19 protein-coding genes are annotated in these 19,092 nt (G+C 68.6%); 2 read left to right on the top strand and 17 right to left on the bottom strand.

Annotation, left to right across the window (positions count from 1 at the left end):
- Positions 1–1,205: ISL3 family transposase (locus ACWDUD_RS19315; RefSeq protein WP_450110323.1), on the bottom strand; the 1,205-nt coding region annotated here is incomplete at its 3' end.
- A 117-nt stretch (positions 1,206–1,322) separates the two neighbouring features.
- Here ACWDUD_RS19315 and ACWDUD_RS19310 point away from each other — a divergent pair.
- On the top strand, positions 1,323–1,739 hold the full coding sequence (locus tag ACWDUD_RS19310; protein ID WP_450110322.1) for a hypothetical protein: 417 nt from the start codon (positions 1,323–1,325) through the stop codon (positions 1,737–1,739).
- 19 nt (positions 1,740–1,758) lie between these two features.
- On the opposite strand, the gene rarD is transcribed toward ACWDUD_RS19310, so the two are convergent.
- From rarD to lspA, 6 genes are all read right to left on the bottom strand, one after another.
- Complete coding sequence (gene rarD / locus ACWDUD_RS19305) at positions 1,759–2,685, bottom strand: EamA family transporter RarD (protein ID WP_248673645.1); 927 nt, start codon at positions 2,683–2,685, stop codon at positions 1,759–1,761.
- A gap of 55 nt (positions 2,686–2,740) precedes the next feature.
- A complete protein-coding gene (locus ACWDUD_RS19300) occupies positions 2,741–4,417 on the bottom strand; it encodes a hypothetical protein (protein WP_450110321.1) in 1,677 nt (558 codons plus the stop codon).
- Between the two features lie 177 nt (positions 4,418–4,594).
- On the bottom strand, positions 4,595–4,942 hold the full coding sequence (locus ACWDUD_RS19295; protein ID WP_197254180.1) for a hypothetical protein: 348 nt from the start codon (positions 4,940–4,942) through the stop codon (positions 4,595–4,597).
- Between the two features lie 65 nt (positions 4,943–5,007).
- Complete coding sequence (locus ACWDUD_RS19290; RefSeq protein WP_450110320.1) at positions 5,008–5,625, bottom strand: hypothetical protein; 618 nt, start codon at positions 5,623–5,625, stop codon at positions 5,008–5,010.
- Positions 5,626–5,661: 36 nt separating this feature from the next.
- The gene (locus ACWDUD_RS19285) at positions 5,662–6,570 is read right to left on the bottom strand and encodes an RluA family pseudouridine synthase (RefSeq protein ID WP_450110330.1); all 909 of its coding nucleotides are present in this window, start codon (positions 6,568–6,570) and stop codon (positions 5,662–5,664) included.
- A gap of 17 nt (positions 6,571–6,587) precedes the next feature.
- Entirely contained in the window at positions 6,588–7,187 is a 600-nt protein-coding gene (lspA, locus tag ACWDUD_RS19280) for a signal peptidase II (protein WP_450110319.1), read from the bottom strand.
- A gap of 66 nt (positions 7,188–7,253) precedes the next feature.
- Here lspA and ACWDUD_RS19275 point away from each other — a divergent pair, with 66 nt between their 5' ends.
- Entirely contained in the window at positions 7,254–8,204 is a 951-nt protein-coding gene (locus tag ACWDUD_RS19275) for a hypothetical protein (RefSeq protein ID WP_450110318.1), read from the top strand.
- A gap of 89 nt (positions 8,205–8,293) precedes the next feature.
- On the opposite strand, the gene ACWDUD_RS19270 is transcribed toward ACWDUD_RS19275, so the two are convergent.
- From ACWDUD_RS19270 to ftsZ, 10 genes are all read right to left on the bottom strand, one after another.
- Positions 8,294–8,860, bottom strand: coding sequence for a hypothetical protein (locus ACWDUD_RS19270; protein WP_450110317.1), 567 nt, complete (start codon positions 8,858–8,860; stop codon positions 8,294–8,296).
- Positions 8,861–8,926: 66 nt separating this feature from the next.
- Positions 8,927–10,264, bottom strand: coding sequence for a DNA polymerase IV (locus ACWDUD_RS19265; RefSeq protein ID WP_450110316.1), 1,338 nt, complete (start codon positions 10,262–10,264; stop codon positions 8,927–8,929).
- An 84-nt stretch (positions 10,265–10,348) separates the two neighbouring features.
- Positions 10,349–13,525 carry an isoleucine--tRNA ligase gene (gene ileS / locus ACWDUD_RS19260; protein ID WP_450110315.1) on the bottom strand — a complete coding sequence of 1,059 codons (3,177 nt, stop codon included), beginning with the start codon at positions 13,523–13,525 and terminating at the stop codon, positions 10,349–10,351.
- A 263-nt stretch (positions 13,526–13,788) separates the two neighbouring features.
- Positions 13,789–14,010 carry a hypothetical protein gene (locus ACWDUD_RS19255; protein WP_450110314.1) on the bottom strand — a complete coding sequence of 74 codons (222 nt, stop codon included), beginning with the start codon at positions 14,008–14,010 and terminating at the stop codon, positions 13,789–13,791.
- A 43-nt stretch (positions 14,011–14,053) separates the two neighbouring features.
- Positions 14,054–14,905 (bottom strand): DivIVA-like cell division protein Wag31, encoded by an 852-nt coding sequence (gene wag31, locus ACWDUD_RS19250; RefSeq protein WP_197254173.1) that lies wholly within the window; start codon positions 14,903–14,905, stop codon positions 14,054–14,056.
- A gap of 255 nt (positions 14,906–15,160) precedes the next feature.
- A complete protein-coding gene (locus ACWDUD_RS19245) occupies positions 15,161–15,451 on the bottom strand; it encodes a YggT family protein (protein ID WP_072813817.1) in 291 nt (96 codons plus the stop codon).
- Between the two features lie 111 nt (positions 15,452–15,562).
- Positions 15,563–16,234: a cell division protein SepF gene (locus ACWDUD_RS19240; protein WP_450110313.1), complete on the bottom strand. Its 672-nt coding sequence runs from the start codon at positions 16,232–16,234 to the stop codon at positions 15,563–15,565.
- A gap of 32 nt (positions 16,235–16,266) precedes the next feature.
- Positions 16,267–17,007 (bottom strand): YggS family pyridoxal phosphate-dependent enzyme, encoded by a 741-nt coding sequence (locus tag ACWDUD_RS19235; RefSeq protein WP_450110312.1) that lies wholly within the window; start codon positions 17,005–17,007, stop codon positions 16,267–16,269.
- Positions 17,004–17,750: a peptidoglycan editing factor PgeF gene (gene pgeF, locus ACWDUD_RS19230; RefSeq protein ID WP_450110311.1), complete on the bottom strand. Its 747-nt coding sequence runs from the start codon at positions 17,748–17,750 to the stop codon at positions 17,004–17,006. Before pgeF ends, ACWDUD_RS19235 begins: the two co-directional genes overlap by 4 nt.
- Positions 17,747–18,934: a cell division protein FtsZ gene (gene ftsZ / locus ACWDUD_RS19225; protein ID WP_450110310.1), complete on the bottom strand. Its 1,188-nt coding sequence runs from the start codon at positions 18,932–18,934 to the stop codon at positions 17,747–17,749. The genes pgeF and ftsZ overlap by 4 nt, the downstream gene beginning before the upstream one ends.
- Between the last annotated feature and the right edge of the window lie 158 nt (positions 18,935–19,092).

The following is a 19,092-nucleotide window of genomic DNA, read 5'->3' as shown; positions in this document are numbered from 1 at the left end:
AGTGGCTGCAGAAACCTGCGGACGGTCTTGGCGCTGCCTCGGTAGCCGCGTTCGGTGATCTCCGCGGTCAGGCGGGCGGCGTCGGTGCATCCCGCGGCGAAGCGTTCTCGCAGGTAGGGTTCGTGCTCACCCAGCAGGGTGGGTCCTGCCGTCCGAGTGGTGGTCAACAGCTCGTCGACGGTACGAGCGCGGGCGAAGCGGCGAACGGTCTTGCGGTCGAGACGCAGTTTCCTGCTGATCGCCGAGATCGTCATCCCGCTCGAGACGAGTTGATGCACGGTTGTGTGCCGTTCCCTGGTCCGGGAGACCAACCGGCCGTCCGGCATCTCTGCGCCTGAAGGACTTGTACCGCAATTGCTCTCGGTATGTTTGTCCGTCGCGTCGGGGTCTGTGAGTTCGGGCGGTGGACGAAGATCGGCGCGGTGCCGAACAACCGTGTCCTCCACCGCGCCGACGAGGTTGTGCCACAGGTGCCACCGGTCGGCGACCTGCACCGCATCTGGTGCGCCGACACGAACAGCTTCGGCGTAGGCACCGGCCCGATCACGACACACCACCTCGGCACCGGGATGCTCCCGCAGCCATGCGGCGACGGTGCCGCTGGTGCGGTCCGGAAGCAGGTCGATCGGCCGGCTCGTAGTCAGATCCACGATCACGGTGCCATAGACATGTCCGCGGCGGACGGCGAAGTCATCGATGCCGAGTACGGGCGTGGCGCCGATCGGCCGGTCGGGGATCGCGCGCACTGTCCGCAGCAGGGTGTCGCGGCCGACCGTGATCCCGAGCCTGGCTGCCAGGCGGGCGCCGGCGCGTCCGGCCAGCGCCAGCCCGATCGCTTCGAGCACTGCGTCGAGCGCGGTAGTCCGACGGGCGCACCGTTTCGTCAATCCGGGTACCTGTTCGGCGAATGTGATTGTCGTGCAGTGCGTGTTGACGCAGAAGAATCGGCGCACGGTCAGTTCGAGTACGACCGGGCGGGCACCGATCGCTGTGTCGGCCGGTCTGCGTCGGTACCGTGAATGCACCCGGCTCGACGAGGTGTCGCATTTCGGGCACTGCGCCTCATTGCGGTGAGGGTGGGCGTGGATCCGGATCGTGGATCCGGCGAGGCGGACCGCGTCGACGACGACGTCGGTCAGATGCGGCAGCAAGGCCGTCAGGGGCGCGAGGTCACACCATGATGATCTTGGTTGATACCGAATCATCCCTGATCAGGGGGCCGTTAGGACCTTCACGGAAAGTGCGACAGATCCACTTTCTCATGGCCATGGACACCTCCCAGGCGGGACATCAACGACCGGTCGAACTTCAACCCGTTTCCTGTGGTCGGCACCTTCTACGCCCACCTACTGGCGATGGAGGAAACCGACACGGGCGCAAGGGCAATTGTCTGCCAGGGGAACTATTCGCTCATGACCGAAGTTCCAGACGGAACGTATTCCAATCACGGCTGGAGAATCCCGAGCCCGTTCGTCATCGACCTGTCCTCCCCATCCGAAGAAGACCCCGAACAAGTACGCATTACCGAAGGTCCCGCACGTGCGCCCCAGGAGGACATGTTCGGCGATTGGACTATCACGCGACATGCCTTCTCGACAGGAAGCTTCGACGACAACCTCGCCTGCGAGCCGAAGTTTCCCGACCCGCCCGAAACCAGACCTCAACGGAACAACGAAATGTTCACAGCCCCGTACCCCACCCTGCCGCCCTATCCGGGATGGCCGGATCCGACGCACTGACCGCGCCCAACCCCGACGGTCAACGCTCGACGTCTACGTCGTCGACGATCACGCGGCGCGGCGCGCGACGAGCCCGCCTCAGCGCATCCGCGCTGTAGATGACGAGCGCCACCCAGATCAGCGAGAACCCGATCCATCGCGACGGGGGCATGGCCTCGTGCAGAACCAGCACACCCCAAGCCATTTGCAGGCTCGGCGTCAGGTACTGCAGCATTCCCAGCGTTGCGAGCGGCACCCGCTGCGCCGCCGCCCCGAACAACAGCAACGGCACTGCGGTGACGAGACCGGCCGAGACGAGCAGAAACGCGTGGCCAGGGCCCTCCGTCAGAAATGTGCCGGTGCCTGTCGCCGTGAGGAACACCAGATAGCCGAGCGCGAACGGTACCGCGACCACTCCCTCCCCGGTGAGGGACGTGCGCGGGTCGAGGGGCACGATCTTCTTGATCACGCCGTACAACGCGAACGACAGCGCCAACGTAAGCGCGATGATCGGCGGGCGTCCGTAGTCGACGGTGATGACGACGACCGCGATCGTGGCGAGCAGCAGCGCCGCGATCTGCGCTCGGTACAACCGTTCCCGGAAGAACAGCACACCGAACAGCACACTGACGAGTGGGTTGATGAAGTATCCGAGCGCGGTTTCCACGACGCGGCCGGACGTCACGCCGTAGATGTAGGTTCCCCAGTTCACGGCGATCGCCGCCGACGCGGCCGCGACCAGCGCCCACGTTCGAAGACCCAGTCCGCGCAAGGTGCCGAGCTTGCCCAGTACCGCGAGCAACAACAGCATGAGCAGCAGCGTCCACAACACCCGGTGGGCGAGGATCTCGACCGCGCCGGCCGGCGCCAGAAGCCCGAAGAACGCAGGGAACATACCCCAGGCCAGGTAGGCGCCGATCCCGCACAGGACTCCGACGTTGTTGGTACTACGGTCGACGGCGGTCACCCGCCAACCCTATTCCTCCGCGACGGTACCGGCCGACTACGCGACAGGTACCGCCTCAGAGACCGAGGGCTTCGCGAAGCCGCCGCGCGCTCATGGCACCAGGTCGTTCCTCGGCGGGAAGCGTGCCGAGCAGGTGGATCAGGTCGTCGCGGCGCGTCGGGTCCGCGGCGGCCTGCCGCGGGGTCAGCCCGTCGAGCGCAGGAATCTGTTCGTCGAGCCACGCCTGCTCGTATTCGCGGATCCGCTCGTTGAGAATGGCCGCGAGCTCCTCGTCGTCGAGGTCGCCGGGAACCTCCGACGCGGACTGCTGCGCCTGCGCAAACATCTCCGCAGCCGGGGTTCGTGACTCGGTGACCTCGCGTGCGTTCGGCGCCGCTGCGACGACCAGTTCGATCATGTCGTCGAAGTCGAATTCGCTCATCGCCTCGACGGTCAGCGTCCACGGCTCTCCCGTGCGGTCCAGGCGCACCACGCCGAGCACGCGCTCGCCGTCGATCCACGCCCACTCGTCGCCGCTAGCGGCACCGAAGCGACGACTGAGCTTGCGCCGAAGGGTCGTCGAGGAAGGCACCGTGAACTCGGCGGTGCAGAAGACCATCGGTTCTCCGCCGGCCGTCACGAGTCGAGGCGGCGCGAAACGGGCGCTGAGGAACGACACGAGTTCTTCCGGGTCGGCCTCGGCGTCATCGAGCAGCGCCATCAGCGGTCCCCGCTGCGGCAGGGTGACCGCTTCAGCGCCTCCGAAGATGTTCCAGAGGCCGTCGCCGACGGGCACGATCCGCGTGCAATACAGCTCCCCTGGCTTCACCTGCCGGCTGGCGGTCCTCTCGGTGACGTCGATGCGATCACCGGTGCGCAGATCCCGCATCGTGATACCCGATCCTGGCCGGACAGCGTCGACCTCGAACAGGGATCTGCCGACGCGCAGCCACTGCTGCGCGAGCAGCTGTTCGTCGTCGGGCAGCAGTCTCCCCCGGGTCCTCAGAAATTCGGCGAACGCTCCGGTTTCGAAAAGTGCGACATCCCAGACGAAGTCGTCGAGGCCGAGTGACGGGTTCTCGTGACCGCCCGGCAGGTAGGACGCGCGCACCAACGCCAACTCCACGGCCCGGATACGCCAGTGCGACAGCTCCACGAACTGGCCGATCTTCGCGTACAGCCAGCGGGCACGCTCCGCCAGGCTGTAGTCCCTGTTCGCGCGGTAGCCGGACAGCAGCTGATACATCGGATGTTCGCGTCCATCCTCCAACCGCCCGTACAGAGCCAACGCCCGTTCGGCGTTGCCACGGTCGGATTCGTATTGTGCCAGGTACAGCAGCGCCGGTCCGAAGTCGCTGTCGGCCGCGAGGGAACGGAGGTAGTGTCCCTCCGCGTCCTCGATGTGCCCGGAGCCTGCGGCGGCCCCGGCGATCCAGTGTGCAGCGGCAGCGACCTGCCGCGGACCGTGCTCGATCAGCCAATCCGCTGCACGGCCGATCGGCTCGGTGTCGAAGGCCTGGAACTCGAGCACGCGGTCATAGACGGCGGTGACGACAGCAGGGTCGGCGAGATCGAGGAACAGGTCCGGACCGTACAGGGAGAACGTCTCGGCGAATCTGTCGCCGGCTTCTGGGTCGCCGCTGCAGCCACCGACGAGTGTCACGAATCCGGTCGCGGCGAGCACCGCGTCCTCGGGAACACCGAGGCTCTCTGCGAGATCCGATGTCGAGGCCCCGAAGTCGTCTGTTGTCATGGGGCCGAGGGTAGAGCCCCTGAGCAGCCTGGACCACCTGCCAGCGTTCCCGCCGTCGCGGCTGACAGCCGCGCGGCGCCATTCGCGCGCGGCTGCCTTCTGTCTCGGCGGCTGGGCGCTGCGCGCCTGGTGTGCACATTTGGCGGCTCCAACCGCCACAAGTGCACACCGAGAAAATCAGTCGTCGGTCTCGTCGAGCACGCCGACGCTCACGCCGTAGGGCAGGAAGCGAACGCACCGGCTCGGATCCGTGTTGTTCTTGTGGGCGCGCAGCGCGTCGAGTTCGGTGCGATACACCTGCTCGACCCGGGCGAAACCCTCGGCGTCGACCGAGTAGACCGCCCACACGCCGTCACCCGCGCTGCCGGTCGTTTCGGGTTCCGGGGCACGACGCGGCCCCGAGCCGCTCGATTGCCCGAGGAACCTGACGAACTGCTCCTGCAACTGCCGGAACTGCTCACCCGCTTCCCGCATCACGCGGTCGATGTCGTCGGGGTCGAATCCGAACGGCCGGTCGTTGTCCATCACGGACCTCCTCGGCGGAGACGAGCCCGCCGGCGTGGCGGGACCTCTCTCCAGTGTGCCGTGTCTCAGGGTTCGCCGTCGTCGGGCCCCGGTGCCACGACCTCCACCTGCTCGGGCAGCAGCGGAGACACCGCGAACCGTCCCGCGACCGCGTCGCCCGGCAACGCCTCCACAGCCCGCACGCGGGCGTCGTCGGTGAGCGCCTGCAGGTCCTCCGGGGCCGCCCACACGACCATCCCGACGACGCACGCGCAGCCGACGGCGAGCCGCTCGGCCGACACCGCCGCGACCCGGGCGGCACGATCGTTCCCGCTCGCCGGGATCTGCAACCGTGAAGCCGCGACGGACGGTGCGCGGCGCAGTGCTTCCGGATGCTGCGGCACCGCGACCGTCACCAACGGGGTCTGCACCCGGTCGATGGGGACCCGGAACAGCACCTGCGCGACCCGCATGCCGGCGCCGAACTCCGCGACGGCAGCGACATCGACCGGCTCGGTGAACGACACGAGCGCCCAGCGCGGGGCGCTCGCGTCGGTCGGGTCGTCGAGGCTCTCGGCGGCACGGCTCAGATACTCGGCGACGAGTTCACCCGAATCCGGACCGAGGGCGTCCGAACGCACCGAGGCGGGCCGCACCGGGTTGAGGACCCCCGCGAGCAGCACGGCGAGCACCAGCAGTGCCACGCACACCCACGGAAGTACCCGACGGATCACGACGACTCAGGCATCGCGCAGCACGGCCAGCGCATGTTCGAGGTCTGCGGGGTACTTGCTGGTGATCTCCATCCAGTGGCCCTGCGTGGGGTGCGCGAATCCGAGCGACCGGGCGTGGAGCCACTGCCGTTCGAGTCCGAGTCGGGCAGCGAGACGCGGGTCGGCGCCGTAGGTGAGATCGCCGCAGCAGGGGTGCCGCAGCGCCGAGAAGTGCACCCGGATCTGGTGGGTGCGCCCGGTTTCGAGGTGGATGTCGAGCAGGCTCGCGGCTTGGAACGCTTCGACGGTGTCGTAGTGCGTGATGCTGGGCTTGCCGTCCGCGGTCACCGCGAACTTCCAGTCACTGCTGCGATGCCGGCCGATGGGAGCGTCGATGGTGCCGCTGCTCGGGTCCGGGTGTCCCTGCACGAGCGCGTGGTACCGCTTGTCGATGGTGCGCTGCTTGAAAGCCCGCTTGAGCACCGTGTACGCGCGTTCCGAGGTGGCCACCACCATGACACCGGAGGTGCCCACGTCGAGGCGGTGGACGATGCCCTGGCGCTCGTGGGCACCGGACGTGGAGATCCGGAAACCGGCGGCGGCGAGTCCGCCGATGACGGTCGGGCCGGTCCAGCCGACGCTGGCGTGCGCGGCGACACCGACAGGCTTGTCGACGGCGACGATGTCGTCGTCGGCGTACAGGATCTCCATGCCCTCCACGGGCTGCGCCTCGATGGTCAGCGGCCGCGGGGGCTCGGGCAGTTGTACCTCGAGCCACGATCCGGCGGACAGACGATCCGACTTGCCGGCGGGCGTACCGTCGACGAGTACCGCGCCTTCCTCGGTGAGCGCAGCGACCACGGTCCGTGACAGCCCGAGCAGCCTGGCCAGTCCCGCGTCGACCCTCATCCCGTCGAGCCCGTCCGGTACGGGCATCGCCCGGGTTTCTCTCACTAGCGTGCTCCCTTTTCCGTTTCCTCGGCTGCGTCCGCGTCGTTCGCTTTGCCCGCGCGCGACCCGTCCGGATCGATCCCGAACACGGTGAGCGCCACGAGCAGGATCGCTCCGCACACGATCGCCGAGTCGGCGACGTTGAACACCGGCCACCATCCGACCGACACGAAGTCCACGACGTGTCCCTGCAGAGGGCCGGGTGAACGGAAGATCCGATCGACAAGATTACCCAGTGCACCACCGAGCACGAGGCCCAGACCCAGGGCCCACCATCCGGACCGCAGGGTGCGGCCGATCTTGACGACACCGATCACGACGGCGATGGCGACGATCGTCAACACCCACGTCATGCCGGTCGCCATGGAGAACGCTGCGCCGGGGTTGCGCACCAGCGTCAGGGTCACGGTGTCGCCGATGATCGAGATCGGATCGCGGGGATCGATGTGGGCGACGGCGAGGACCTTGGTGATCAGGTCGAGCGCGAAGACCACGACGGCCACGCCCAGCAGCGCGATCAGCCGGCGTCCGGCCGGCTCGGGGGCGGCGTTCGGCCCCGGTGTTTCGTGGCTGGGATCTTCGCGGGCGGCGTCGTCGGTCACCGTGCCATCATCCCTCACCCTGGCGAGACGACGGCCACCCCACCCTGCGTGGCTACCCTGGGGGACGTGCCAGTGCTGTCCAGATTCGCTCCGCCGAGGCCCCGCGCGCTCGCTGCTGTCCTCTCCTTGACCGCCGTCGTCGCCGGGTGCAGCAGTTCCCCGGACGCCGCGACCGACATCGGTCCCACGTCCACCGAGGTCACCGTGCCGGTGTCGGCGGTGACGACGACGGTCCTCGACCCGGGTGCCGAACCTCGCGACGTGATCCGGGTGACACCGGCCCTGGACACGGTCCAGCACATCGACCTGACCACCAGCTCGCAGGTCTTCCAGCAGATCGGTGATCAGCCCCGCCAGGACTTCTCGTCGCCGGAGATCACACTGCCGCTGACGGCGACAGTCACGCGGGCGGTGTCGAACGGAGATCCCAGCACCGTCGTGGATCTGACGCTGGGCGACGCGACCTCCCCCGACGGGGCCCTGATGTCGGCGTTCGCGGCGGCGTCCGGGTCCGGGGCGGGTCTCACGCTCGGGCCGACCGGCGCCGTCAGCGCGCTGCGGCTGCGTCCGGCCCCGAACGCGCCCGACGCCGCGCGCGCCGCGATCGAGCAGGCGTTCTATCAGGCCGTGTACCGGATGGTCTCGTTCCCCGACGTCCCGATCGGTGTCGGTGCGGTGTGGGAGATCCACCAGCAGGTGATGAGCGGTATCACGCTCGACCAGGTGAGCACGGCGACGCTGGTGGCACGGGACGGCGATCGGTTCACCGTGCGGGTGAACATCGCGCAGACGCCCCAGGACTCGGCGTGGGAGCTGCCCAACGAGGCCGGACATCTGAACATCGATTCGTTCACGATGGCCGGGGACGGAATCCTCACGATCGACCCGGCACAACCGCTTCCGGTGGACGGCGAACTGACACTGGCCGGCGACCAGGCCTACAGCGATCCCGAGGGCACCACCAAGCTCGCACAGTCCCTGCAGGACCGGGTGCACTGGCAGGCAGGTCGACCCTGATCGGGTGCCCCGGTGTGAACACGGCGAGGGCCGGAGCGGTTGTCCGCTCCGGCCCTCGCTGCGTTCGAAAAGAGCAGGTACCCGGAAGATCAGGCGCAGGCAGGCGACTGCAGCGACGCCATGGCGACGATGCCGCACGCGCTGTTCTTCGACAGCTTCCACACGCCGTCCTCGGCGACGAAGTCGACGGTGCCGGTGGCGACCTGGTCGCCGATCTTGGTCTCGATACCGGCGGTGGCGGTGCCGTTCTCGTTGTCGTTGACGTCGAGGACGGTGACCTGGGCACCGGCCTGCTTGGCGGCGGCGGCGACCTGATCGATCAGGGTCGGGTCGGCAGCGGCGCCCTCGACCAGGTCGACCTTCTGGTCGGCCGGGACGGTCTCGTCGAACGCCTGCGCGAGCATGGCGTTGAGGTCCTCCACCGTCGGAACCGGCGGGTACGCGGCGGCCTCGGCCGTGGTGGTGGTCGCAGCCGTGGTGGTCTTCGCGGTCGTGGTCGTGCTGTCACCTTCGTCCGAGCTGCAGGCGGACATCGTGAGGGCGGCGGCCAGTGCCACCGTGGCGACGGTGATCTTGCGAAGCTTCAACTTCTCGTCCTTCTCGTTCTCGATCGTGCACGGGTTCGTGCTCGGGTCATCCAGCAGCGGATGCTCCACCGGGACAGCGGATCGGGGGCCAGCGTACCCGGCGGCGATAAGAACTCCATGAGAGCCGGGACTTCTTCAGGCGAGGCTGGCGAGGGGGTCGGCGACGACGAGCGCCGGATCGTCCTCGGGGAGGGTCCGGGCCGGTCCGGGGCCCGTGGTGCGGGTCTCGAATCGCACCGTCACCCGTCCGTGTCCGGCGCCCTGAACCCAGCCGTGCCCGAACTCGGGGTGGCTCACATCTGTGCCCGGACGCCACCGTGACCGCGGTTCCTCGGCGCGCTGGTGAAGTACCGGTCGCGGCCCGGAGTCGGCCTCGTCGTCCTCGACCGACCGGTCCAGTTCCGGGAACAGCGAGTCCTGCCGGATCGTCGACAGGCCCGCGAAACCGACGCCGACCAGCCGGATGGGCCCGATCTCCAAGGGGTCCAGGGCGAGGCGTTGCGCCGCGCCGGTCAGCGTCGGCAGGTCCTCGGTGGCGTACGGCAACGTCGAGGATCGCGTGAGAATACTCATATCCGCCTTGCGCAGTTTGAGCACCACCGTGCGCGCGGCACGTCCGTCCTTCCGTAACCGGTTGTGCGCGGCGGCCGCGCTCCCGGCGACCGCCTGTCGCAGGTCGCTCATGGTCACGATGTCGGTCGCGAAAGTTGTTTCGGCACTGACCTGTTTCGCTTCGGCGCGTTCGGCGACCGGGCGGTCGTCGATGCCGTTGGCCAGCCGGTGCAGACCTGGTCCGACGGTGGTGCCGAGGATTGACGCGGCCTCGGCTACCGGCAGGGCCGCGAAGTCGCCGATGGTGTCGATGCCGAGCCGCCGCAGCCTGTCCTCGGCGACCGGCCCGATCCCCCACAGCTTGCGGACCGGCAGGCCGTGCAGGAGGGCACGCTCCTCGTCGGGTCGCACGACGAGCATGCCGTCGGGTTTCGCGAGGCCGGAGCCGATCTTGGCGATCTGTTTGCCCGAGCCGGCCCCGATGGAGGCCACCAGACCGGTCCGCTCGAGCACCGTCCTGCGCAGGTGCGCGCAGAACCGTTCGACCTCGGCGACGCTCGCGCCGGCGAGTTCGGGTGGCTCGGCGAACGCCTCGTCCATCGACAGCGTCTCGAGGACCGGCACGTGGGAGCGCAGCGTCTCGAAGACCGCGTCGCTGAGGTTCCGGTACACGATGCCGCGCGGGGGCAGGACCACCGCGGACGGCCCGACGAGCCGGCGGGCACGGCTCATCGGCATCGCCGACCGCGCCCCGAACACGCGGGCCTCGTAGCTGGCGCCGGCGACGACGCCGCGCGCGCCGAGCCCACCGACGAGTACCGGCCGACCACGAAGGGTCGGCCGGGTCAGCTGTTCGGCGGACGCGAAGAACGCGTCGAGGTCCAGGTGGAGAACCCAGCGCCGGTTCACGGTGACGGGCACCGGTTCAGGGTAGTTCGCGGCACCGACCGTCCTCGTGCGCGGTTCCGGTAGCTGGTGCTACCGAAACCGCGCACGAGGCGGCGGTCATGCCTTGGAGATGGCCGCGCGCACGCCCTCACCGAGGTCGACGGCAGCGTCGCCGGCGGTCCCCAGTTCGAAGGTCGTCGCGAGGACCTCGCCTGCGATGAGGTCCTTGTGCCGGGCCGCCCACTCGGCGCGGTCGGCCGGCACCTCGAACGTCACCGTGATGCGGTCGGACACCTCGAGTCCGAGGTTGCGGCGCGCGTCCTGCAGTTCGCGGATGCGGTCCTTCGCCCAGCCCTCGGCTTCGAGTTCCTCGGTGACCGTCGAATCGAGCACGACCAGACCGCTGCCGCCGGGCAGCGCGGAGGTCGACTCGGGTTCGGCGGCGACGAGCCGGCTCGTGTACTCCTCGGGGAGCAGCGCGATCCCGGCGGCGGTCACGGTGCCGTCGGCGGCCTCGGTCCAGTCGCCGGACTTCACGGCCTTGATGACCTTCTGAACGTCCTTGCCGAGACGCGGACCGGCCGCCCGCGCGTTGACGACGACCTCGAAGCGGCCGTGTGCCTCGACATCGTCGGTGAGCTCGACGTGCTTGACGTTGACCTCGTCGCCGATCAGCTCGACGAACGGTTGGAGGCTCGCCGAGCCCGGGGTGGCGACGGTGACCTTCGGCAGCGGCAGCCGCACCCGCAGGTGCTGGGCCTTGCGCAGCGACAGGACGGTCGAGCACACCGCCCGCACCTCGTCCATCGCGGCGACGAGTTCGGGGTCGGCAGGGATGTCGCCGGCCTCGGGCCAGTCCGCGAGATGGACCGAGCGGCCACCGGTCAGGCCACGCCAGATCACCTCCGACGCCATCGGCAGCAGCGGCGCCGCGAGGCGGGTGACGACCTCGAGGACGGTGTGCAGGGTGTCGATCGCGTCGGTGTCCTCGTCCCAGAACCGGTTCCGGGAACGTCGCACGTACCAGTTGGTCAGGGCGTCGCAGAACGTGCGCAGTTCGTCGCACGCACCGGCGATGTCGACCACCTCGAGTGCCTCGGTGATCACGTCGCGGGTCTCGGCCAGCTTGGCGAGGATGTACCGGTCGAGCACGTGCGGCGAATCGGTGCGCCACGTGCCCGGCTTCGACGCGTACAGCTGCAGGAAGCTCCACGCGTTCCACAGCGGGAGCAGCGCCTGCCGCACGCCCTCCCGGATGCCCTGCTCGGTGACGACGAGATTGCCGCCGCGCAGGATCGGGGAGGACATGAGGAACCAGCGCATCGCGTCGGAGCCGTCGCGCGCGAACACCTCGTTGACGTCCGGGTAGTTGCCCTTGGACTTGCTCATCTTCAGGCCGTCGTCACCGAGGACGATGCCGTGCGCGGCGACGCACTTGAAGGCGGGCCGGTCGAACAGCGCGGTCGCGAGCACGTGCAGCGTGTAGAACCAGCCGCGGGTCTGCCCGTTGTACTCGACGATGAAATCGCCCGGGTAGTGCGTCTCGAACCAGTCCTGGTTCTCGAACGGGTAGTGCACCTGCGCGAACGGCATGGACCCGGATTCGAACCAGCAGTCGAGCACCTCGGGCACGCGGCGCATCGTCGAACGGCCCGTCGGGTCGTCCGGGTTGGGTCGCGTGAGCTGGTCGATCATCGGCCGGTGCAGATCGTCCGGGCGCACCCCGAAGTCCGCCTCGAGCTCGTCGAGCGAGCCGTACACGTCGACGCGCGGGTAGGCGGGATCGTCCGACACCCACACCGGGATGGGGCTGCCCCAGTAGCGGTTGCGGCTGATGTTCCAGTCGCGGGCACCTTCGAGCCACTTGCCGAACTGGCCGTCACGGATGTGCTCGGGCACCCACGTGATCTCCTGGTTCAGCTCGACCATGCGGTCGCGGAACCGGGTGACGGCGACGAACCACGACGGCACCGCCATGTAGATCAGCGGCTGGCCGGAACGCCACGAGTGCGGGTAGGAGTGCTCGATGGTCTCGTGCCGCAGCAGCTTCCCGGCGGCCTTGAGGTCCTTGATGATCACCGGGTTCGCGTCGAAGACCTGCAGGCCCTCGTACGGCGGCACCATCGAGGTGAACTTTCCACCCGGATCCAGCGGCTGCACCAGCTCGATGCCGTTGCGCTGGCAGTACTCCATGTCCTCCTCACCGAAGGCGGGAGCCATGTGCACGATGCCGGTGCCGGACTCGGTGGTGACGTAGTCGGCGGCGATCACCTGGTGCGCGTTGTCACGGCCGGTGAAGAAGTCGAACGGCGGCTCGTAGGCGAGGCCGACGAGGTCGGCGCCGGTGTACTCGGCGAGCACCTCCGGTTCGTCGCCCAGTTCGCGGGCGTAGTGGCCCACGCGGTCCTTGGCCAGCAGGTAGGTCTTCGATTCGGTCTCGCCGGCCACCCGCACCGCGACGTAGGTGATCTCCGGGTGCACCGCGATCGCGAGGTTCGACGGCAGCGTCCACGGGGTGGTGGTCCAGATCAGGGCGTTGGCGCCGTCGAGTTCGGTGCCGGGGGCTCGCAGCACCATGTCGACGGTGACGGCCGGGTCCTGACGCATCTTGTAGGCGTCGTCGAGCCGGGTCTCCTGGTTGGACAGCGGCGTCTGCTCGTACCACGAGTACGGCAGCACCCGGAAGCCCTGGTAGATCAGGCCCTTGTCGTACAGGGACTTGAAGGCCCACATGACGGACTCCATGAAGTCCAGGTCCAGGGTCTTGTAGTCGTTGTCGAAGTCGACCCAGCGGGCCTGCCGGGTGACGTAGTCGCGCCACTCCCCCGTGTACCGCAGCACCGACTGCTTGCAGTACGCGTTGAACTCGGCCAGGCCCATCGTGTCGATCTCGGACTTGTCCTTGATTCCGAGCTGCTTCTCGGCCTCGAGCTCGGCGGGCAGGCCGTGGCAGTCCCAGCCGAAGCGGCGGTCGACCTTCTTGCCGCGCATCGTCTGGAAGCGCGGCACCAGATCCTTGACGTAGCCGGTGAGCAGGTGTCCGTAGTGCGGCAGGCCGTTCGCGAACGGCGGGCCGTCGTAGAAGACGAACTCCTCGGCACCCTCGCGCTGCACGAGCGATGCCCGGAACGTGTCGTCCTCCGCCCAGCGGGCGAGAACGCGCTGCTCGAGATCGGGGAAATCGACGCCCGAATCCTTCGCGACGCCGTAGTCGACGCGCGGGTATCCGCCTGCCGGGGTCGGTGCGTCTGCGCTGGGTGCAGCGTTGCCGGTCGCTGCGGGATTCTCGGTCACTGCGGGGGCTCCTCCGTGCCTGGACGTGCTCGGCACGGGGACGATCACCGCGCACTGTGCGCTGCGACCGCGGTACCACCCCGCTTGCACCGCCCGGTCGGGACCGGACGGGCCACTCGTGCAGGCTGTGACGGGCCCACCCGTTCGGTTCTACTGAGTTGCCCGCCGGTGGCGGGCAAACCGTTCTTCCGAAGGCTCCCCGGTGATGGCCGGATCGTCGCCGCCCCGGACGTGCCGGGACTCATCCATTGTAGGACGTGCCGTCAGTCGGTTCGATCACGGCCGCTGTCGCGCCGCCGCGACCGTCGATCGGCGGGCGTGGCGGGAGCGGTACGCGAACTGGTCAGCAGACTGACCAGGAGCAGGACCGCTCCCACCACACACACCACGATGCAGGCCCAGGCCCAGGCGACCGACCCGGTCATCAGCGCGATGACCAGCAGGCCGAATCCGATGGCCGCGAGAACGAGAGTCACCACGAGCACGTCGAATCCTCATCCGACGTCCGGCACCGGGCCCGGTGCTCGATCAGTTGCCGCCCTTGGCGAACGAGGTGGAACCGAACGACGACGAGTTCGACCCGTTGAACGTGTCCTCGTCACCGTCGACCGGCACCGCCGAACCACGCTGCTCGAGCTCCTCGAGCTGCGACTCCAGGTACGACTTCAGGCGCACGCGGTACTCGCGCTCGAACGTCTTGAGCCGCTCGATACGACCCTCGAGCACCGAACGCTGCTGGTTGATGGTCGCCATGATCTCGGTGTGCTTCTTCTCCGCGTCCGCCTGCAACGCGTCGGCCTTCTCCTTGGCCTGACGGAGCTGGGTCTCGGAGCGGGTGCGGGCGTCGGCGAGCATCGCCTCGGACTTCTGGCGCGCGTCGGCGATCATCGCCTCGCTTCGGGTCCGCGCATCCGACACCAGCTGCTCGGAGTTGGTTCGGGCGTTGCGCACGAGTTCCTCGGCCTCGGCCTTGGCGTCGCTGGTGAGCCGGTCCGCCATCTCCTGCGCGAGACCGATCACCTTGGCGGCCTGCATGCTGGAGTCGCCGGCCGGGGCGGCAGCCACGGGAGCCGGTGCGGGAGCGGGCGCCGGAACCGGGGCCGGTTCCGGCTTCGGAGTCTCCACGACTCGCGCGGGTTCCGGTTTCGCGGCTGCGGACGGCACCTGCCCACCCGAGCGCGCGCTCTTCTTCGCCTCGGCAAGTTCCTGGTCGAGCTCAGCCACCCGCTGGCGCAGGTCGGCGTTCTCCTCGATGAGGGTCGTCAGCTCCTGCTCGACCAGGTCGAGGAAAGCATCGACCTCGTCCTCGTTGTAGCCACGCTTCCCGATCGGAGGCTTGCTGAACGCGACATTGTGCACATCAGCTGGTGTCAGCGGCATGGAAGGGTCCCTTCACGCGTCGTGTAAGCGGTCAATCAGCGTTCAGCGATATCCACATTCGTGTCGAAATCGACAATCAGGTCGATATGCGCAGTCGTGTGTATATCCGCAGTTCCGTCGGTTTCGACGACCCTGCCGAAAGCACAGTGTTGTCGATATCTGCAATGCGTCACGCGTATCGACCCCACTGTATATGGCATTCCATTCTGGCACAGAGCAGCGTCGGCGCAGCCTGTGCAACGCGGGTGTCGGCCATCAGGCCATGCCTCCGCGCGGGATGAACGCCATCAGGAAATAGACGATGAACAGCAGAACCATGATCGACAGATCGAGCCGCACGCCACCCAGGGAAAGCGGGGGAATCAGCCGCCGGAGCAGCTTCACGGGCGGATCCGTGACCGTGAAGATCGCTTCGAGTACGACGACGACGAAACCGGTCGGTTTCCAGTCCCGGGCGAAGGTTCGGATGAACTCGACGATGATTCGCCCGATCAACAGGAGCCAGAAAATGAAGAGCAGGAACCAGAGCACCTCGAATACGGCCACCCGCCCACTCTGCCCGACGAAGACGGATCCATCAAAACCGAAACGCCCGGGGCACGGTGATCTGCACCGTGCGCCGGGCGTTTCGCAGACCGGGGTCCGCCTCGCCGACGGTCACTGCTGGCTGTAGAAGCCCGTCTCGGCGATGCGCCGGCGCTCCTCGGCGGAGACGTCGATGTCGGCCGGCGACAGCAGGAACACCTTCGTGGCGACCTTGTCGAACGAGCCGCGCAGCGCGAACGCCAACCCGGCCGCGAAGTCGACGAGTCGCTTCGCGTCGGCGTTGCTCATCTCGACGAGGTCCATGATGACCGGGGTGCCGTCTCGGAACCGCTCCCCGATGGTGCGGGCCTCGCTGTAGTCGCGCGGGCGCAGAGTGGTGATCTTCGACAACGGGCCTCCCTCGTCGAACAGGGCACCGCGGCGCGCCTCGGTGCGTTCGAGCCGCGACTCCCCCGCCAGCGAGGATCGGCCGGGAGCGCGATTCGGTGCAGCAGCAGCGCGCGGTACACGCGCGGAGATCGGCTCGACCCGTGCCGTGCGGGCCGGCGCCTCGTACCGATCGAAATCGTCCTGAGGGAAGTCGTGGACGGGCTCGTCCCGACGCGACTGTGGGTACTCGTCCCGGTGCGAGGGACCGTATCCACCGGAATACGACGGATCGTTGTACTCACGTTCGCGGTCGCGTTCACGGCGGACGCTCGCCGGATCATCGAGGTAGTCGTCCTCGTAGTCCTCGAGCGGCACCATCCCGAAGTAGGCCTTGAACTTGTGGAGTGTGCTCATCGATCGCCCTTCCCTCGCGCGGCGGTTGAAGATCAGGCTAACGGTCGTCGGCCCAACACCGCGGTTCCGACACGCACGCATGTCGAACCCCACCGAACCGCTTGCTCGAGATCACCGGACATTCCGGCCGACAGTTCGGTCGCCTCCGGGTGGTTCCGGAGGACCTGCTCGTGCAGGCGCGCGAGTTGCTCGAACGCCGCGTCGGGGTCCCAGCCGAGCGGCGGCACCCCCATCAACCCCGCCAGTTCCAGCCCGTCCGCGCCGGCCACCGCGGCCGCCAAGGCTTCCAGATCGGCCGCGACCACCCCGCCGCGCTGCGGGTCGCCATCCAGGCTGACCTGCAGCAATACCCGGATCGGTGTGGTGCGATCACCGGACTCCTGCGCGGCGCGCGCTCCGGCCGCGACGGCGTCGGCGAGCCGGATGCTGTCGACCGAATGGATCGTGTGCGCCCACCGGGCCACCGCGCGCGCCTTGTTGCGTTGCAGGCGGCCGATCATGTGCCAGGCGACGCCGGGGTCGGTGACCGATTCACGGAACCGGGCGATCTTCGGCGTGGCCTCCTGTTCGCGGGATTCGCCGAAGGATCGGCATCCGAGTTCGTGCAGCAGGACCGCGTCGGAGGCCGGGAAGTACTTGGTCACCACCAGCAGGGCCACGTCGCCGGGCACGCGGCCGGCGGCCCGGGCCGCCTCGTCCAGTCGGGCACGCACCGCGGCGAGGGCCTCGGCGAGCTCGGCGCGCCGAGCGTCCGTGGCTCCGTCTTCGCTCATTCGGGGTGCTCCGACGGCTGTTCCTCGAGCCAGATCACCGACGCGAGCCGGCCCGTGGGGGCGGAGCGCCGGTGACTGAACAGCATCGTGTCCTCGATGGTGCACCGCGGGTCCTCGGCGACCGCGGCGACGCCGAGCGACAGCAGCTGGCGGCGCAGGCCGGCGCGCAGGTCCAGGCCGGGGGTGCCCTTCACGGTGCGGGTGGCACTGCCGGGCAGGTGCGCTTCGACGTCGTCGCGCATCGCCGCGGGAACCTCGTAGTGACGGCCGCTCGCGGCCGGTCCGAGGAACGCGCCGATCCGCTCGGGGCGCGCCCCGAGATCGATCATCGCTTCGACGACCTTGGGCACGATCCCGATGCGGGCCCCGATCCGGCCGGCGTGGGCGGCGGCGACGACGCCGGCCTCCTCGTCGGACAGCAGCACCGACACGCAGTCGGCGCTGAGGGTGACGAGGGCGAGACCGACCTCGCGGGTGACCAGCGCGTCGGTGGCGGGCACCGGGCCGTCGACCGGACCGTCCACCACGGTGACGTTGCGGCTGTGGATCTGTTCCATCCACACGAACCGCTCGAACGGCAGCCCGATCACCGACGCGAGGCGGCGGCGGTTCGCGTCGACGGCGGCCGGGTCGTCACCGACGTGGTCGCCCAGGTTGAACGAGTCGTACGGGGGTGCGGACACGCCGCCGGCACGCGTGGTGACGACCCTGCGTGCGCGGAGCGTCCTCTGCGACACCGTCACCGTCGCATGAAGATCGGCACGTCGACGTCGTCGTCGCCGTCCTCGTCGTCGACGGGCACGGGACGCGGCTGGACGCTGCTGGGCGCGCCGACGGCTCCGGCGCCGGCGGTGGGCGCCGGCTCACGGACGGCTTCCTCGGCCCGCTCGCTGCGGCCGAGTTCCCCCGCGCGAGCCGGGCTGATCGTGCCGGTACGGGCGGCCGGCTGGGCGGGTGCCTCGACCGGACGTCGGGCGGGAGTCCCACCGTCGAATCCGGCCGCGATGACGGTGACCCGGACCTCGTCGCCGAGGGAGTCGTCGATCACCGTGCCGAAGATGATGTTGGCGTCGATGTGCGCGGCTTCCTGCACGAGCGAGGCCGCCTCGTTGATCTCGAACAGACCGAGGTCGGAGCCACCGGCGATGGACAGCAGGACGCCGCGGGCGCCTTCCATGGACGCTTCGAGCAGAGGCGAGTTGATGGCGGCCTCGGCAGCCTTGATGGCCCGGCCCTCCCCTCGCGCCGAACCGATGCCCATGAGGGCGCTGCCGGCGCCCGACATGACGCCCTTCACGTCCGCGAAGTCGACGTTGATCAGACCCGGGGTGGTGATGAGGTCGGTGATGCCCTGGACACCGTTGAGCAGCACCTCGTCCGCGGAACGGAACGCATCCATGAGGCTGACGGCGGCGTCGCCGAGCTGGAGCAGCCGGTCGTTGGGGATCACGATGAGCGTGTCGCACGATTCGCGCAGCGTCTGGATGCCGGTGTCGGCCTGGCTGCCGCGGCGCTTGCCCTCGAACGAGAACGGCCGGGTCACGACACCGACGGTCAGCGCACCGAGCTTGCGCGCGATGCTGGCGACGACGGGTGCACCACCGGTACCGGTGCCGCCGCCCTCACCGGCGGTGACGAAGACCATGTCGGCGCCCTTGAGCACCTCCTCGATCTCGTCCTTGTGGTCCTCGGCGGCCTTGCGGCCGACCTCGGGATCGGCGCCGGCGCCGAGACCGCGGGTCAGTTCGCGTCCCACGTCGAGCTTGACGTCGGCATCGGACATCAGGAGAGCCTGCGCGTCGGTATTGACGGCGATGAACTCGACTCCCTTGAGTCCCTGCTCGATCATGCGGTTGACCGCATTCACGCCGCCACCGCCGATACCGACGACCTTGATTACGGCGAGGTAGTTGTGCGGGGGCGTCATGGGCTCTCGCCTTCCTGGTTTCGGGTCACGCTTCGATCGATCGATGTCTCGTACATGTTGGGCTACCGGGCAAACCCTCAACCACAGGTTGAAGGTTATGTCAAGTAACCGGACTGAGGCGAAACGCTATGGCACTGCGACCGCCATATGCCAGCAGA

The sequence above is a fragment of the Rhodococcus sp. NPDC003382 genome, assembly GCF_053589135.1.
The sequence above is the reverse complement of the archived record's forward strand: the minus strand, read 5'-3'. Positions and strand labels throughout refer to the sequence as shown.

Excerpts from the sequence above, each read along its gene's own strand:
- ACWDUD_RS19300 (WP_450110321.1), bottom strand. The coding sequence starts at position 4,417 with ATGACAACAGACGACTTCGGGGCCTCGACATCGGATCTCGCAGAGAGC.
- ACWDUD_RS19295 (WP_197254180.1), bottom strand. The coding sequence starts at position 4,942 with ATGGACAACGACCGGCCGTTCGGATTCGACCCCGACGACATCGACCGC.
- ACWDUD_RS19285 (WP_450110330.1), bottom strand. The coding sequence starts at position 6,570 with ATGCCCGTACCGGACGGGCTCGACGGGATGAGGGTCGACGCGGGACTG.
- wag31 (WP_197254173.1), bottom strand. The coding sequence starts at position 14,905 with ATGCCGCTGACACCAGCTGATGTGCACAATGTCGCGTTCAGCAAGCCT.
- ACWDUD_RS19240 (WP_450110313.1), bottom strand. The coding sequence starts at position 16,234 with ATGAGCACACTCCACAAGTTCAAGGCCTACTTCGGGATGGTGCCGCTC.
- ACWDUD_RS19235 (WP_450110312.1), bottom strand. The coding sequence starts at position 17,007 with ATGAGCGAAGACGGAGCCACGGACGCTCGGCGCGCCGAGCTCGCCGAG.
- ftsZ (WP_450110310.1), bottom strand. The coding sequence starts at position 18,934 with ATGACGCCCCCGCACAACTACCTCGCCGTAATCAAGGTCGTCGGTATC.